This window comes from Streptomyces sp. NPDC059957, from assembly GCF_042730015.1.
In the GTDB taxonomy this organism is placed as follows: domain Bacteria; phylum Actinomycetota; class Actinomycetes; order Streptomycetales; family Streptomycetaceae; genus Streptomyces.
The window spans coordinates 179671-195010 of sequence record NZ_JBHWMB010000007.1; the positions used below are offsets into that span (position 1 = coordinate 179671).

Below are 15340 nucleotides of genomic sequence, written 5' to 3' on the forward strand. Positions count from 1 at the left end.
TGGGAAGAGGGCCGTACATCGCCCGCCCGGCCACACGAAGGAGTGAACAGCACGGAAGAGTGGGCGACCAACTCGGCGATCGGCTGTCAGAGCCCGGCCGTGGACGGGTGGTTGAAAGATCGATGCGGCTTTTGGCAGGATGCCCGCCCACATGACGCGGGTCACCCTGCCGACGCCGGGGGACCCTTGACGCCCCACCCGTCCCGCTTTGGTACGGACCTTCCCCGGCCCTTCCCGCCCTCACGGAGCCCCGCGCGGGCAGAATGTCAGCATGCGCATCGATCTCTCCTCGGCCCCCGGCAATCCGGAACGCCCCAACGAGGACTGGCTGTCGGCCGCGATCCCCGCCTCGGGCGGTGGCGTCCTGGTGGCCCTCGACGGGGTCACGCCACCTCCGGGCGAGGTCGGATGCGCGCACGGAGTGCCGTGGTTCGCGGCCCGGCTGGGCGGCCGATTGACCGAACTGTCCGGATCGCGCCGGGACATGCCCCTGGACCGGGTCCTGGCGGAGGCCATCCGCGACACCGCGGACGCCCATCGCGACACGTGTGACCTTTCTCACGTCCGGACGCCGCAGGCCACGGTGGTCGTGGTCCGCTGGGACGAGTCCTGGGTCGAGCACCTGGTGCTCTCGGATTCCGTACTCCTCCTCCAGGCGCCCGGTGGCGAGGTGCGCGCGGTCCTCGACGACCGGCTGGACCGGATCCCGCGCGAGCAGCTGCGTACGCACGCCTCCGCCGACGCGCTGCGCAATGCGGAGGGCGGATTCTTCACCGCCGCCGCGGACCCGGAGGTGGCTGCCCGGGCGGTGACCGGGCGGACGCCGCGCGCGCAGGTGCGGGCGGTGGCGGCGCTCACGGACGGGGCCGGCCGGTGGACGGACACGTTCGGGGAGGGCGACTGGGCCGAATGCCTGGCCGTGCTGCGCAAGGAGGGCGCGCGGTCCCTGATCGACCGGGTGCGCACACTGGAATCGGACCCTGGCCGGGCACACCGCCGCGGCAAGCGCCACGACGACGCGTCGGCGGCTTACGCGGAGCTCTAGAAAAAAACTAGGGGCTCCCGACGGCGCCCCGGCCCCGGGTGCTGCTACTCCCCGCCCGCGTTCAACTGGTTCAGGAGCCGGGCCAGTTCCGCCACTTCTCCGCGGTCCCAGTCCGCGAGCTTGCGCATGTACTGCTCGCGCCGGGCGCCCCGGACCCGCAGGAAGCGCTCCCGGCCCTCCTCGGTGAGGCCGACCAGGAAGGCCCGCCCGTCGGCCGGGTCCGGTTCGCGGGCCAGCAGGCCCAGTACCTCCAGGGCCCGCAGCTGCCGGCTCATCGTGGCCTTGCCGACCCCGAAGTACGCGGCGAGCTCGGTCGCCCGCTGCCGCCCGGCGGCCTCCAGCCGCACGAGGAGCCCGTACGCGGCCGGTTCCAGCTCCGGGTGCAGCTCGCGCGCCATCTCCCCCGAGGAGGCGCGGGCCCGTCGGAGGAAGACGGACAGCTCCCGCTCCAGGGCAAGGAACTCCTGGTCTTCGGTCCCGTGCAAGGCCCGCTCCTTCTCTGGTGTGTGGCCCACCAGTATTTCGCAGCGGGTACGCCGGGGACCCGGGGCCCCGCCGGAGCGGGGGACCCCGGGCCCCTGGTACGTGCCCTCCGGGTCAGGCCGCGGCCGTCACCGGGACCTCGTCCGCGGCCAGCGCCAGCTCCAGGACCTGCCGTACGTCGGTCACCGGGTGCACCGACAGCCCTGCCAGCACCTCGGCGGGAACGTCGTCCAGATCGGCCTCGTTCCGCTTCGGGATGATGACGGTGGTCAGCCCGGCCCGGTGCGCGGCCAGCAGCTTCTGCTTGACCCCGCCGATCGGCAGCACCCGCCCGGTCAGCGAGACCTCGCCGGTCATGGCCACGTCCGTGCGGACCTGCCGGCCCGACAGCAGCGAGGCCAGCGCCGTCGTCATCGTGATGCCCGCGCTCGGACCGTCCTTGGGCACCGCGCCCGCCGGGAAGTGGATGTGCACGCCCCGGTCCTTCAGGTCGGCGACGGGGAGCTCCAGCTCGGCGCCGTGCGAGCGCAGGAAGCTGAGCGCGATCTGCGCCGACTCCTTCATCACGTCTCCGAGCTGGCCCGTCAGCGTGAGCCCGGCCCCGCCCGTCTCCGGATCGGCCAGCGAGGCCTCGACGAACAGGACGTCGCCGCCCGCCCCGGTCACGGCGAGGCCGGTGGCCACGCCCGGTACCGCGGTGCGCCGCTCCGCCGGGTCCTGCGCGGACTCCGGTACGTGGTGCGGCCGCCCGATGAGTGCCCGCAGGTCCTCGGCGCCGATCCGCAGCGGCAGCTCCCGCTCCCCCAGTTCGTGCTGGGAGGCCACCTTGCGCAGCAGCCGGGCGAGGGAGCGCTCCAGGGTGCGCACGCCCGCCTCGCGGGTGTACTCCCCTGCCAGTTTGCGCAGTGCGTCCTCCTCCAGGACCACTTCCTCCGCGGCCAGGCCCGCGCGCTCCAGCTGCCGGGGCAGCAGGTGGTCGCGGGCGATGACGACCTTCTCGTCCTCGGTGTAGCCGTCGAGGCGGACCAGTTCCATCCGGTCGGCGAGGGCCTCGGGGATGGCCTCCAGCACGTTCGCGGTGGCGAGGAACACCACGTCGCTCAGGTCCAGTTCCACCTCCAGGTAGTGGTCCCGGAAGGTGTGGTTCTGGGCGGGGTCGAGGACCTCGAGCAGCGCGGCCGCCGGGTCTCCCCGGAAGTCGGAGCCGACCTTGTCGATCTCGTCGAGCAGGACGACCGGGTTCATGGACCCGGCCTCCTTGATCGCCCGTACGATCCGGCCGGGCAGTGCGCCCACGTACGTACGCCGGTGCCCGCGGATCTCCGCCTCGTCGCGGACGCCGCCGAGGGCCACGCGGACGAACTCGCGCCCCATGGCGTGGGCCACGGACTCCCCGAGGGAGGTCTTGCCGACGCCCGGAGGGCCTACGAGCGCCAGCACGGCCCCGCCCCTGCGCCCGCCGACGACGCCCATCCCGCGCTCGGAGCGGCGCTTGCGCACCGCCAGGTACTCGGTGATCCGGTCCTTCACGTCGCTCAGCCCGGCGTGCTCCGCGTCCAGGACGGCGCGGGCTCCCCGGATGTCGTACTCGTCCTCGGTCCGCTCGTTCCAGGGCAGTTCGAGCACGGTGTCCAGCCAGGTGCGGATCCAGGACCCCTCCGGGGACTGGTCGCTGGAGCGCTCCAGCTTGTCGACCTCCTTGAGGGCGGCTTCCCGGACCTTCTCGGGCAGGTCGGCGGCCTCGACCCGGGCCCGGTAGTCGTCGGACTCCTCCCCCTCCTTCTCCCCGCTGAGCTCGCGCAGTTCCTTGCGCACGGCGTCGAGCTGACGCTTCAGCAGGAACTCGCGCTGCTGCTTGTCGACGCCGTCCTGGACGTCCTTGGCGATGGACTCGGCGACGTCCTGCTCGGCGAGGTGGTCGCTGAGGGCCTTGACCGCGAGCCGCAGCCGGGCGACGGGGTCGGCCGTCTCCAGCAGCTCCACCTTCTGCTCGACGCTCAGGAACGGGGAGTAGCCGGAGTTGTCCGCGAGGGCCCCGACCCCCTCGATCTGCTGCACCCGGTCCACGACCTGCCAGGCGCCGCGCTTCTTGAGCCAGCTCGTGGCGAGCGCCTTGTACTCCTTGACGAGCTCGGTGACGGCTCCGGGCAGCGGATCGGGAACGCCCTCCTCGACGCTCTCGCCCTTCACCCAGAGCGCCGCCCCGGGCCCGGTCGTCCCGGCCCCGATACGGACCCGGCCGCGCCCCCTGATCAGCGCCCCGGGGTCCCCGTCGGACAGCCGCCCCACCTGCTCGACGGTCCCGAGCACGCCGGTCGCGGCGTACTTCCCGTCGATGCGCGGCACGAGCAGCACCTTCGGCTTGTCCCCCGCGGCTGCGGCCTGAGCGGCCTCGACGGCACCCCGCACCTCGGCATCGGACAGGTCCAGCGGAACGACCATCCCAGGCAGCACGACCTCGTCGTCGAGCGGCAGTACGGGCAGGGTGAGCGTTACGGACGTCGAAGCCATGATCTTCCCTCCGGCAGTGAAGTTGAGCTATGCCGACTCAATGCATGTGCGCCCCCTGATGTTCCCCAACGCCCGTTCGCCGGGGGCGAACAGGGGTGGGAAGGTCCCGGCCGGGCGACGACATCGCCGGAAACACCCAGGTCACCGCGGCTGAAGGCGAGAGCAGATCGTCGAAGCCTTGTAGGTCACGGAGGGACGGACGGACTGGCTGACGGACGGGCAGACGCACGGACGGGCGCGGCTCAGGCCGCCGAGATGGCGATGTCGCCCGACGAGGTCCGTACGGCGAGGCGGGCGGTCGCGGACGAGTCCGCGGGGACGGAGATCTCCCGCTCGCCGGAGTCGGTGGAGACGTCGAGGGCGTACGGGGCCTGCGCCGCGGGAACCTTCACCCTGGCGTCGCCCGAGGTGGTTTCCACGGCGACCGAGGCAGGCGCCTTCGTGAAGGCCAGGCGGACGTCGCCGGAGGAGGAGCGGGCGTCGGCGCCCGCCCCGGACAGTTCCCCGGCGGTGATCGAGCCCGAGGACGTACGGACCTTCAGCGGGCCGGCGATCCGGTCCGCCCGGACCGGGCCGGCGGAGGTCGTGACGTCCGCGGCGGCCACCCCCGCCACCGTGACGCGGCCGCTGCTGCTCTCGGCCCGGACCGTCGCGGAGGCCGGTACCTCCAGGCGGTAGTCGACGGAGCAGCGGCCGGAGCAGTCGCCGTTGGTGAGGGTCAGGACGCCGCCGGCGATCCGCTGGGCGGGCACGGGCACCGTGTCGCCGTAGTAGCGGACGGTGCGGTGGACCGTCACGCCCGGACCGGATCCGGCGACCACCTCGATGGAGCCGCTGCCGGTGTCCGACACCTCGACCGCGGTGACGGCCTCGGTCACCGTGGCATCGGCGCTCGCCGTCTTCTCCGGTCCGCGCCGGGAGGCGAGCGAGTCGAAGGAGCAACCGGTGAGCAGCAGACCCGCGGCGAGGGCTGCGGCGGTGTACGTGGCGGTGACGGTGGCCTTGGCGCTGCGCTTCGTTGTCATGCTTCGATCGTGCCCGTGCGGGGCCCCGGGGGGGCATGGGGCCGGTGCCCGGATCCGGGGTGGGGCTAACCCCCGGCCGGGGGGCGGGATTTGGGCGGGCGGGGCGAGATCCGGAGCGGCCGGCCTGGGCGGCCTAACTCCCCTGTACGACCGGCCGGTCCGGGGAGGGCATGCCCCACTCGCTCCAGGAGCCGTCGTACACGGCGAGTTCCCCGTACCCGGCGAGGTCCGCGCCGAGGGCGAGCACGCAGGCCGTGACCCCGGAGCCGCAGCTGAAGTACAGCCGCTCCCGCTCGCCCGCCGCCGCGCCGAAGGCGGTACGGAGTTCGGCTGCGGGGCGCATCAGGCCGTCGGGGCGCTGCAGTTCGCCGAAGGGGAGGCTGACCGCGCCCGGCATGTGGCCGCCGCGCAGGCCCGGACGGGGCTCGGGGGCGGTGCCGGCGAAGCGTTCGCGGGTCCGGGCGTCGAGCACCGCGGCGGCCGGATCGGCCAGGGCCGCCGAGACGGTGGCCGCGTCCACCAGCAGCCCGGCGCGGGGCCGTGCCGTGAAGGAGCCGCGCGGGCCCTCGTACCCCGGCGGGCGCTCCTCCACCGACAGCCCGGCGGCGAGCCACGCGGGCAGCCCGCCGTCGAGGACGGCGACCCGGTCGAAGCCCATGGCACGCAGCATCCACCAGGCGCGGGCGCTGGAGTAGATCCCGGCGCCGTCGTACGCGACGACCGTGCTGGTGTCGTCGACGCCGAGGGCGCGCATCGCCTCGGCGAAGGCGGCGGGGCCGGGCATGGTGTGCGGGGCGGCGGCGGTGTGGTCGGACAGCGCGCCGTCGAGATCGAAGGGACGGGCGCCCGGAATCCGCCGGCCCGTGTCGCGGTGCGCCCCGACGGAGGCGTCGAAGACGACGAGCCCGGGTATCCCGAGCCGCTCCGCGAGCCAGTCGCCGCTGACGAGCGGACCGGGCGGCACGAGGCCGTGTGAGTGGGGGTGGGCTGCGTCCATTCGGCACCTCCGGCAGAAGTCGGCGGGCCCCGGCGAGGTCGGCGGCCCGCCCCCATCCTCCCTCCCGCGCCCCCACCTCCTGCGAACCCACCCCTCTTGCAGGCACGTTGCCCACGGCACACCGCCCCCGGGGCGAACCGGCGCCCAACCCCCCGTACTCCGCGCACGCGATGGGACGGTGCCGGGCGCTTCGTGCACGTGGCGGGCCGGATCCAGCCTCGCCGACGTGTGAGGCGCGGGGTTCGGGGCGCAGGCGCGGGGTTCGGGGCGCAGGCGCGGGGTTCGGGGCGCAGGCGCGGGGTTCGGGACGGAGCCCCGGTACCCCGCGGAGCAGTCGGTACGCCGGGGCATGGGGACGGGACAGCGCGCCGGGAGCGGACCCGCGGGCCCGCCGGGAGCTACGGGCAGTCGTCCGGCCGGGCGAAGAGGGCCACGCGGGCGCCGCGCACGTCCGTCACGGAGCACAGGTCGAAGGAGGAGACCAGCGTCTGGCGTTTCACCGCCTCGGCCGGGTGGCCGTCCACCGGCTGCCCCACCGGGTCGAGCAGGGCGACCACCCGGTCGACGGCCGGGTCCAGCAGGGCCGCCTGGATCTCCTCCGGAGTGCGCTCCACGCCCTGGAGGCTCCGCGAAGCCGCCGGGGTGCGGGACAGGGCGAGGTCGCGGAGGGGTCCGTAGGTGTCCGGCGAGGACAGCAGCCATTCGCGCCGCCGCGAGGGGAGGAACAGCACCGCGTCGCCCGGGCGCGCGAGTGCGTGGACGGCCGCCGCGACGGCCCGCGCGTCGTCCTTGCGGCTCTCGGGCGTACGCAGCCACGCGGACCAGAACCCGACCGGGACGAGCAGGACTCCGACCAGCGGCCACACCCACCAGCCCCGCGCCGTGGCGAGCCGCGCCCCCGCGAGGAGGGCGAGGCCGGCGAGTGCGTAGAGGACGTACCGGTCCACGTACCAGGGGTGCACCAGCGAGATGGCGAGCAACAGCCCGGGGGGCAGCAGCGCCAGCGGCAGGGCGACCCGTACGAGTCCCCGCGCGGCTCCCCGCGCCAGGAGCAGCGAGGCCGCCGCGAGGACCCCGTACGCCGCCCAGTCCTGCCAGCTCGGCCGCCCGAGCCAGCCCAGCTGCTGCTGCGCCTGCCGCGCGCTGACCAGGGCGAGCGGCAGCAGCGCGGCCACCACGGCCCCGGCGGCGAGCCGCCAGCCACGGGAGCGCCGGGCGGCGAACGCGTGCGCGGGCAGCGCCAGTACGGCGAACTCGTGCAGCCAGCACCCCAGCACGAGCACGACGGCGTAGGCGACCCAGCGCTCGCGCAGCATCAGGTACGTGGCCCAGACGACGGCCGCGGCGACGAGCGCGTACGAGCGCCCCTCCTGGGCGTACATCTGCACGGGCGGCAACAGCGCGTACCCGACCCCGGCCAACAACGCGACCCGACCGGGGCGGTCGGACCGGTCGACGGGGGCCGGGCCGCCGGACCGGTCGAGGCCGCCGGGACCTTCGGGCCCACCGGATCCGTCGGCGCCGCCGAATCCGGCGGACCCGCCCGAGCCGCCGGACCCGTCGAAACGGCCGGAGCGGCCGAGGCGCTCCGGGCCACCGGCCCACTCGGGCCGGTCGGCAGGGGCCGGGCCGCCAGACCCGCCGGGCCGGGCCGGTCGGTCGAGGCCCCTGGGCCCCCAGCGCCGGTCGAGGCGGTCGGGGCGGTCAGGGGCGCCGGGCCGGTCAGGGGCGCCGGGCCCGTGCTCCCCGCCCCCGCGGCGCGGCACCGCGGCCGTCAGGTGGTGGGCCACCGCGGCCACGCCTGACGCCGCGAGGGCGGTGGCGGCCACCGAGGGGAGGCGCAGCGCCCAGAGGCCCCAGAGGCCGGAGTCGGGGGCGTCGGTGCCCGTCGCCGCGAAGACCGCGTGCATCAGCAGGTAGTAGAGGCCGTGGACGGCGTCGACCTGGGCGAGCAGTTCCCAGAGCTGTCCGAGCGGCCGGTGCGCGACCTGCCACGTGACGGACTCGTCGCGCCACATGGAGCCGCCCCGCGAGAGGCCCCAGAGGCCGAGCGCGAGGGCGGTGAGCGGCGGCAGCCAGCGCCAAGGGGCGAAGCGGCGGATGTCGGCCTCCGGGTGCTATCCGTGCGGGTGGTGCTGACTCCATACTCGGGGTTCGAGCCGGATACCTGCGGGGGTGGGGCGTGCGAGCACGTGGTGGGCGAGTGGGTTTGGCGACGGCGGCCGTGGCGCTGGCCGTGGTGGCGGGCTTGGGCGGTTGCTCCTCCGGCGGGCCCAAGGGGGGTGGGGCCTCACCGACACCGAACGCGAGCACGGGGACCGGTACCGGCCCCGCCTCGAGCAGCGCCCCGTCCGGGACGGCGACGGGCGACGCCCCGGGGACGCCGTCCCCCGGTCAGAGCGCCGGCCAGAGCCCGGCACCGGGCACCGGCACGACCGCTCCCGCCCCGCGGCCCGCGCCCAGTACCTCCGCTCCCGCGCCCGCGCCCAGCGGCTCGGTGCCCACCGTCGGCGAGACCCTCGTCGCGGTCACCCGCAGCGGCGGCATCACCGGAAAGACCCACACCTTGATCATCAAGGGTGACGGATCGTTCCTGCGGCTCAACGCGAAGGCCGAGACGGTGGACCGCGGCAAGCTCTCGGCCGCCGCCCTCACAAAACTGCGCACCGCGCTCCGGGAGGCGGACTTCCCCCGCCTGCCGCGGATCTCGTTCCCCGACCAGCCCGCCGCCGACGCGTTCACGTACGCCTTCCGGCACGGCGGCCACGAGGTCGCCGCCGCCCAGACCACGCTGCCGCGCCCCCTGGAAGGGGTCCTGAGCGCCCTGCCGCCCTTCGAGCCGCGCTGAAACGCGCAGCCCTCCCGGGACCGGCGGACGGGGGTACCACCCCAACCGCCCACCGCCCCGGTCACCCCAACCGCCCACCGCCCCGGTCACCCCTACCGCCCCGTCACAGCCCCGTCCCCGCCACCGTGATCTCCCGTAGCCGCCGGTCCAGGTACCCGCGCAGCAGGACCGCCATGTCCACGCCCTGCGGGTCCAGCACCCACTGGATCTGGAACCCGTCCATCACCGCGATGATCTCGCGGCCGACGGCCTCGCAGTCCGTGTCCGGCCGTACCTCGCCGCGCGCCACGCCCGCCCGGAGCAGGTCGACGCTGTAGCCGAGGACCCGGTCGTAGCGCTGCCGGAAGTAGGCGTGCGCGGGGTGGCCCGGGTTCCCGGACTCGCCGACCAGCGTGTTGTACATCCGTACGAGACCGGGCCGGCGGGCGTTGTCCTCGGCCAGGGCGGCCACCGCGGCGAAGTGCACGGCGACCGAGGCGACTTCCTCGGCGGACCCGGCGAAGAGCCGCTCGACGTCGTGCTGCTCGCTCTGCGCCAGGACGGACAGCAGCAGGTCCTCCTTGCCGCGGAAGTGGTGCAGCAGCCCGCCCTGGGTGATCCCGCAGTCGTTGGCGATCCGGGCGAGCGAGGAGGCGTGGAAGCCCCACTGCGCGAAGTGCTCGACGGCGGTGTCGAGGATCTTCTGGCGACGGGCGTCGCCCACCGCGTAGCCGCCCCGGGCGGCCGCCGCCTTGGGGGCCGTTCGGCCCTTGTCCTGTGCCATGCGGACCACCCTAAACCCGACTGTTTCCGGCCATCCCGATGGGGTGATCCAGCTCACTCGACGAAAACCTAGTGAGTGCATGGTTTTCGCGCCTACGGTGAAACCGCCCGGTCGGCGACGAGGCCGACGCGGAGACGTTGGAGCCCCCATGCCGCTCACGCAGGACCCCGGAAGCGCACTCGACGCCACCGGCCGACCCGATCCGGCCACGCAGGCCACGCAGGCCAACGCCCCGGCCCACTCCCCGACCGGCGCCCCGGCCCATGCCCCGATCGCCGCCACCCCCGCCGACGCCCCCGCCAAGCTGATCTTCGGCCTGGTCGCCGCCCAGCTCGGCGTTTGCATCGCCGTCTTCACCCCGATCGTGGTGACCCTCGCCCTGCGCGTGGCCCAGATCGTCCCGGAGGCGGAGCGCGGCGCCGCCCTCGGCAAGGTGCTCTCCGTCGGTGCGCTCCTCGCCCTCGTCGGCAACCCGCTCTTCGGCGCCCTCTCCGACCGCACGACCAGCCGGTTCGGACGCCGCCGCCCCTGGCTCGTGGGCGGCATGGCGGTCGCCGCCGTCGGGCTGACCGTCGTCGGCCTCGGCTCCGGCGTCACGACGCTGCTCACCGGCTGGGCCATCGCGCAGCTCGGCTGCAACGCCGCCCTGTGCATGGTCACCGCCTGCATCCCGGACCTGATCCCGGACCACCAGCGCGGCCGCGTCTCCGGCATGGTCGGCATGATGCTGTCCGTCTCGATGGTGGCGGGCAGCTTCCTCGCGCAGCTCTTCACGGACAACATGGCGCTGGCCTTCATCGTCCCGGCCGTCGTCGGCGTCCTCGGGGTGTGCGTCCTGGCCGCCGTGATGCCCGACCGGCCGGCCCGCGCCGAGTCCGTGGCCCCGTACGGCCTGCGGGAGTTCCTGCACAGCTTCTGGGTGAATCCGCGCAAGAACCCCGACTACTCGTGGAACTTCGCGAGCCGCTTCCTGGTCTTCATCGGCATCGCCTGCGTGACCAGCTACCAGGTCTACTTCCTGATGGACCGCCTCGGGGTCGCCGAGGGCGAGGTCGCCTCGAAGATGTTCACCACCACCCTGGTCACCGTCGGCGGTGTGGTGGCCGGCTCCCTCGCCGGCGGCTGGCTGTCCGACGCCACGGGCCGCCGCAAGCCCTTCGTGCTCGCCTCCGCCTTCGTCATCGGCGTCGGGCTGCTGCTGATCGCCACCGCGGGCACCTTCGGGATGTTCCTCTTCGCCGTGGCCGTCTTCGGCTTCGGCGAGGGCCTCTACCTCGCGGTCGACGTGGCGCTCGCCGCCGCCGTCCTGCCCGACCCGGAGACAGCCGCCAAGGACATGGGCGTCCTCAACATCGCCAACGCCCTCCCCCAGTCCCTCGTCCCGATGCTCGCGCCGTTCGTCCTCGCCATCGGCACAGGGGGCAACTACGGCGCCCTCTTCCTCGTCGGCGGCATCGCGGCGGCCGTCGGCGCCGCACTCGTCCAGCTGATCCGCTCGGTCACATGACGGCCCGTCCGCCCGGACCCGCCGACGCCCACGCCCACGCACCCGGCCCCGATCAGCCGCCCGTCCCCACGCACGCTCCCGCACCCGCCCCCGCGACCTCCCGCGCGACCGACCTCCTCAGGAGCCCCGCCATGAACGCCACCCCGAGCACCCCGCGCACCCCGAGCACCCCGAGCGATCCGGCCACCCCCACCGGCCCCGCCGCCCCGCTCCCCTACCGGGACGCCTCCCTCCCGGTCGACGACCGCGTCGAGGACCTGCTCTCCCGCATGACCCTGGAGGAGAAGGCCGGCCAGCTCTTCCACTCCATGCTGATGATGAACCCGGACGGCACCCCGGTCACCGAGACCGACGGCTCGATCCTCCCCTTCACCACCCCCGAGCTGATCGAGGGCCGCTCCCTCACCCACTTCAACCTCCTCGGCAGCTACGGCGCCCGCGAGATGGCGACCTGGCAGAACGCCGTCCAGGAGATGGCCGCCGGCACGCGCCTCGGCATCCCGGTGACCCTGTCCACCGACCCCCGGCACTCCTTCACCGACAACGTCGGCGCCTCCTTCAACGCGGGCGCCTTCTCCGCCTGGCCCGAGGCGATCGGCCTCGCCGCGATCGGCGACCCGGAGCTGGTCTTCGAGTTCGCCGACATCATGCGGCGCGAGTACCTCTCCGTCGGCTTCCGCGTCGCCCTGCACCCGCAGATAGACCTGGCCACGGAGCCGCGCTGGGCCCGCCAGTCGGGCACCTTCGGCTCGGACGCGAAGCTGACGGGCGAGCTCGTCCAGGCGTACGTACGGGGCCTGCAGGGCGAGACGCTGGGCGCGGCCTCGGTCTCCGCGATGGTCAAGCACTTCCCCGGCGGCGGCCCGCAGAAGGACGGCGAGGACCCGCACTTCGCGCACGGCAAGGAGCAGGTCTACCCGGGCGGGATGCGCGAGCACCACCTGGAGCCGTTCAAGGCGGCCATCGCGGCCGGCTGCTCGCAGATGATGCCGTACTACGGCCAGCCCATCGGCACCGACTGGGAAGAGGTCGCCTTCGGCTTCAACAAGGGCGTCGTCACCGGCCTGCTCCGCGAGGAGCTCGGCTTCCAGGGCATCGTCTGCACCGACTGGGGCCTGCTCACGGACTCGGTGATCTTCGGCGAGGAGCACCCGGCCCGCGCGTGGGGCCTGGAGCACCTGAGCACCGCCGAGCGCGCGGCCCGCTCGCTGGAGGCGGGTTCGGACCAGTTCGGCGGCGAGCAGTGCCCCGAGGTCATCGTGGAGCTGGTCCGCTCGGGCCGGATCCCCGAGGCCCGGATCGACGCGTCCGTACGCCGGCTGCTGCGCGAGAAGTTCGTCCTCGGCCTGTTCGAGAACCCGTACGTGGACCCGGACGCGGCGGCCGAGACGGTCGGCCGCGCCGACTTCGCCGCGGCCGGCGCCGCCGCCCAGCGGCGCTCCCTGACGGTGCTCACCAACACCGGGCAGACCCTGCCGGTCCCCGGCCGGCCGAAGCTGTACGTCAAGGACGTGGACGCGGACGTCGCGGCGGCGTACGGGGACATCGTGTCCGACCCGGCCGAGGCGGACCTGGCGGTGCTGCGGCTGCGCACCCCGCACGAGCCGCGCACGAACATCTTCGAGTCCTTCTTCCACTCGGGTTCGCTGGCCTTCCCCGAGCCCGAGCTGACCGAGATCCTGTCCCTGCTGGACGCCGTCCCGACGCTGGTCTGCATCAACCTGGAGCGGGCGGCGGTGATCCCCGAGATCGCGGAGCGTGCGGCCGCGCTGATCGCCGACTACGGCGCTTCGGACGCCGCCCTCCTGGACGTGGCCTTCGGCCGGGCCACGGCCTCGGGGCGCCTGCCCTTCGAGCTCCCGCGCTCGATGGCGGCCGTCGCGGCCTCCCGGCCCGACGTCCCGAACGACACCGAGAACCCGGTCTTCCCGCACGGGCACGGCCTGACCCTGTAGCCCTGTAGCCCTGCGGGGCGAAGTCCCCCACCCCCTCCGCCCGAGCCCCGGGTCTCCGCCCCGGACCCGCGCCTGGAACGCCGGCGGGGCTCGATCTGCCCGTCGACCGCCCGCACGTGCGGCCGGCAGTGGCCAAGATCTAGTCCCGCCGGCGTTTGCCGCGCAGGTCCGGGGGCAGAGGCACCGGCAACGAACCCGCGCAGCGAACCCGTCATAGCCGGAGCCCAGCCGCTCCTCTACGCTGCACCCCTACCACGCGGGATCCTTCAGGGGCGGGACATGGAACAGACGCACACCACCACCCACAACGGCGCCGCGGCCACCCCCGGCGCGCAGCGCCGGGTACTCGTCGTCGAGGACGACCACACCATCGCGGAGGCCATCGCGGCGCGGCTGCGCGCCGAGGGCTTCCAGGTCCAGACGGCCGCGGACGGGCCGGCGGCCGTCGCCGCGGCCGAGGGCTGGCTGCCGGATCTCCTGGTCCTGGACGTCATGCTGCCGGGCTTCGACGGCCTGGAGGTCTGCCGCCGCGTCCAGGCCCAGCGGCCGGTTCCGGTGCTCATGCTCACGGCCCGGGACGACGAGACCGACATGCTCGTCGGCCTCGGGGTCGGCGCCGACGACTACATGACGAAGCCCTTCTCGATGCGCGAGCTGGCCGCGCGGGTCCACGTACTGCTGCGGCGGGTGGAGCGGGCCAACGTGGCCGCGCACGCCCCGCGCGGGGCCACCCTGCGCCTGGGCGATCTGGAGATCGACCACGCGCAGCGCCGGGTGCGGGTGCACACCGACGACGTGCACCTGACGCCGACGGAGTTCGACCTGCTGGTGTGCCTGGCCGGTACCCCGCGGGCGGTGCTCTCGCGCGAGCAGCTGCTCGCCGAGGTGTGGGACTGGGCCGACGCGTCCGGGACCCGTACGGTCGACAGCCACATCAAGGCGCTGCGCCGGAAGATCGGCGCCGAGCGGATCCGTACGGTCCACGGCGTCGGGTACGCCCTGGAGACCCCGGCGCAGCCGTGAGCGGCCACCGGCCGCCGGGGCAGCAGCGCCGGCCCGGGCAGCGGCCGCCCGGGGTGCTGCGGCCCTTCTCCCCGTTCTCGATCAAGACCAAGCTGGGCACGCTCGTGGTGGTGTCGGTCTTCATCACCACGGGTCTGCTGATGGTGGCCCTGCGCACGGCCACCGAGGTGCGCTTCATCACGGTGTTCTCGGTGATCGCCTCGATGCTGATCACCCAGTTCGTGGCGCACAGCCTGACGGCTCCGCTGGACGACATGACCACCGTGGCCCGTGCGATATCCCACGGGGACTACACCCGCCGGGTGCGCGGGGCGGGCCGCCGCGACGAGCTGGGCGACCTGGCCGCCACCATCAATCTGATGGCGGACGACCTGGAGGCGGTGGACCGGCACCGCAAGGAGCTCGTCGCCAACGTCTCGCACGAGCTGCGCACCCCGATCGCGGCCCTGCGGGCGGTACTGGAGAACGTGGTGGACGGGGTCTCCGCCGCCGATCCGGAGACCATGCGCACGGCCCTGAAGCAGACCGAGCGGCTGGGCCGGCTGGTCGAGACCCTGCTGGACCTCTCCCGCGTCGACAACGGGGTGGTGCCGCTGCGGGCCCGCCGCTTCGAGGTGTGGCCGTACCTGTCGGGGGTGCTGAAGGAGTCGGGCCTGGCGGCGGCCGGCCGGCCGGGGCTGTCCTCCGGCTCGGGCGGGCACACCCGCAACGACGTCCACCTCCACCTGGACGTGTCCCCGCCGGACCTGACCGCGTACGCGGACGCCGAGCGGCTGCACCAGGTGGTGGCGAACCTGATCGACAACGCGGTCAAGCACAGCCCCCCGCACGGCCGGGTCACGGTGCACGCCCGGGCGGGCGACGCGCCCGGGAGCCTGGAGCTGGAGGTTCGGGACGAAGGTCCCGGGATTCCGGAGGCGGAGCGCCACCGGGTCTTCGAGCGGTTCAACCGGGGCAGTGCGCGGGGCGGCGACGGGGGCACGGGCCTGGGCCTGGCCATCGCCCGCTGGGCGGTCGGCCTGCACGGAGGGGACATCGGAGTGGCCGAATCGTCACGGGGCTGCCGGATCCTTGTCACGCTTCCGGGCAGCTCGCAGGCGCCGGGTTGACGTAGGGTTCGAGTGGGAAGGACATGATCTCGGCCACATGCGCCGGGGTCCGTCAGGGGTGCGAAGCCAGGGGG

Annotated in this window: 12 protein-coding genes; 6 read left to right on the forward strand and 6 right to left on the reverse strand. The window is 74.3% G+C overall.

Features of this window, described 5'->3' with window-relative positions; all coding sequences use genetic code 11:
* Window positions 1-271 precede the first annotated feature (271 nt).
* Window positions 272-1045 (forward strand): protein phosphatase 2C domain-containing protein, encoded by a 774-nt coding sequence (locus ACFWBW_RS07545; protein WP_385369312.1) that lies wholly within the window; start codon window positions 272-274, stop codon window positions 1043-1045.
* A 44-nt stretch (window positions 1046-1089) separates the two neighbouring features.
* Here the strand turns inward: ACFWBW_RS07545 and ACFWBW_RS07550 are convergent, their stop codons facing one another.
* The 5 genes from ACFWBW_RS07550 to ACFWBW_RS07570 all read right to left on the reverse strand — a co-directional run bounded on the left by ACFWBW_RS07550 (window position 1090) and on the right by ACFWBW_RS07570 (window position 8079).
* On the reverse strand, window positions 1090-1530 hold the full coding sequence (locus tag ACFWBW_RS07550) for a MarR family winged helix-turn-helix transcriptional regulator (RefSeq protein ID WP_243336175.1): 441 nt from the start codon (window positions 1528-1530) through the stop codon (window positions 1090-1092).
* Between the two features lie 112 nt (window positions 1531-1642).
* Entirely contained in the window at window positions 1643-4039 is a 2397-nt protein-coding gene (gene lon / locus ACFWBW_RS07555; RefSeq protein ID WP_385369314.1) for an endopeptidase La, read from the reverse strand.
* Window positions 4040-4281: 242 nt separating this feature from the next.
* Window positions 4282-5064, reverse strand: a complete 783-nt coding sequence (locus tag ACFWBW_RS07560) for a DUF4097 family beta strand repeat-containing protein (RefSeq protein ID WP_385369316.1) — start codon at window positions 5062-5064, stop codon at window positions 4282-4284.
* Window positions 5065-5197: 133 nt separating this feature from the next.
* Window positions 5198-6061, reverse strand: coding sequence for a sulfurtransferase (locus ACFWBW_RS07565; RefSeq protein ID WP_385369318.1), 864 nt, complete (start codon window positions 6059-6061; stop codon window positions 5198-5200).
* A 398-nt stretch (window positions 6062-6459) separates the two neighbouring features.
* Window positions 6460-8079 (reverse strand): hypothetical protein, encoded by a 1620-nt coding sequence (locus ACFWBW_RS07570; RefSeq protein ID WP_385369320.1) that lies wholly within the window; start codon window positions 8077-8079, stop codon window positions 6460-6462.
* Between the two features lie 185 nt (window positions 8080-8264).
* On the opposite strand from ACFWBW_RS07570, the gene ACFWBW_RS07575 reads away from it, so the two are divergent.
* On the forward strand, window positions 8265-8909 hold the full coding sequence (locus ACFWBW_RS07575) for a hypothetical protein (protein WP_385369322.1): 645 nt from the start codon (window positions 8265-8267) through the stop codon (window positions 8907-8909).
* A gap of 103 nt (window positions 8910-9012) precedes the next feature.
* On the opposite strand, the gene ACFWBW_RS07580 is transcribed toward ACFWBW_RS07575, so the two are convergent.
* Complete coding sequence (locus tag ACFWBW_RS07580) at window positions 9013-9672, reverse strand: TetR/AcrR family transcriptional regulator (RefSeq protein ID WP_385369324.1); 660 nt, start codon at window positions 9670-9672, stop codon at window positions 9013-9015.
* A gap of 148 nt (window positions 9673-9820) precedes the next feature.
* Here ACFWBW_RS07580 and ACFWBW_RS07585 point away from each other — a divergent pair, with 148 nt between their 5' ends.
* The 4 genes from ACFWBW_RS07585 (at window position 9821) to ACFWBW_RS07600 (ending at window position 15266) form a co-directional block, all read left to right on the forward strand.
* Window positions 9821-11179, forward strand: coding sequence for an MFS transporter (locus ACFWBW_RS07585; RefSeq protein ID WP_385369326.1), 1359 nt, complete (start codon window positions 9821-9823; stop codon window positions 11177-11179).
* A gap of 131 nt (window positions 11180-11310) precedes the next feature.
* Window positions 11311-13134: a glycoside hydrolase family 3 protein gene (locus tag ACFWBW_RS07590; protein WP_385369328.1), complete on the forward strand. Its 1824-nt coding sequence runs from the start codon at window positions 11311-11313 to the stop codon at window positions 13132-13134.
* Window positions 13135-13413: 279 nt separating this feature from the next.
* Window positions 13414-14157: a response regulator transcription factor gene (locus ACFWBW_RS07595; RefSeq protein ID WP_385369330.1), complete on the forward strand. Its 744-nt coding sequence runs from the start codon at window positions 13414-13416 to the stop codon at window positions 14155-14157.
* A gap of 53 nt (window positions 14158-14210) precedes the next feature.
* Window positions 14211-15266, forward strand: a complete 1056-nt coding sequence (locus ACFWBW_RS07600; RefSeq protein WP_385369364.1) for an ATP-binding protein — start codon at window positions 14211-14213, stop codon at window positions 15264-15266.
* Window positions 15267-15340 lie beyond the last annotated feature (74 nt).

Bases quoted from the DNA above. Each gene is read 5' to 3' on its own strand.
- ACFWBW_RS07545 (WP_385369312.1), top strand. From the start codon at position 272: ATGCGCATCGATCTCTCCTCGGCCCCCGGCAATCCGGAACGCCCCAAC.
- lon (WP_385369314.1), bottom strand. From the start codon at position 4,039: ATGGCTTCGACGTCCGTAACGCTCACCCTGCCCGTACTGCCGCTCGAC.
- ACFWBW_RS07560 (WP_385369316.1), bottom strand. From the start codon at position 5,064: ATGACAACGAAGCGCAGCGCCAAGGCCACCGTCACCGCCACGTACACC.
- ACFWBW_RS07565 (WP_385369318.1), bottom strand. From the start codon at position 6,061: ATGGACGCAGCCCACCCCCACTCACACGGCCTCGTGCCGCCCGGTCCG.
- ACFWBW_RS07570 (WP_385369320.1), bottom strand. From the start codon at position 8,079: ATGTGGCGCGACGAGTCCGTCACGTGGCAGGTCGCGCACCGGCCGCTC.
- ACFWBW_RS07580 (WP_385369324.1), bottom strand. From the start codon at position 9,672: ATGGCACAGGACAAGGGCCGAACGGCCCCCAAGGCGGCGGCCGCCCGG.
- ACFWBW_RS07585 (WP_385369326.1), top strand. From the start codon at position 9,821: ATGCCGCTCACGCAGGACCCCGGAAGCGCACTCGACGCCACCGGCCGA.
- ACFWBW_RS07590 (WP_385369328.1), top strand. From the start codon at position 11,311: ATGAACGCCACCCCGAGCACCCCGCGCACCCCGAGCACCCCGAGCGAT.
- ACFWBW_RS07595 (WP_385369330.1), top strand. From the start codon at position 13,414: ATGGAACAGACGCACACCACCACCCACAACGGCGCCGCGGCCACCCCC.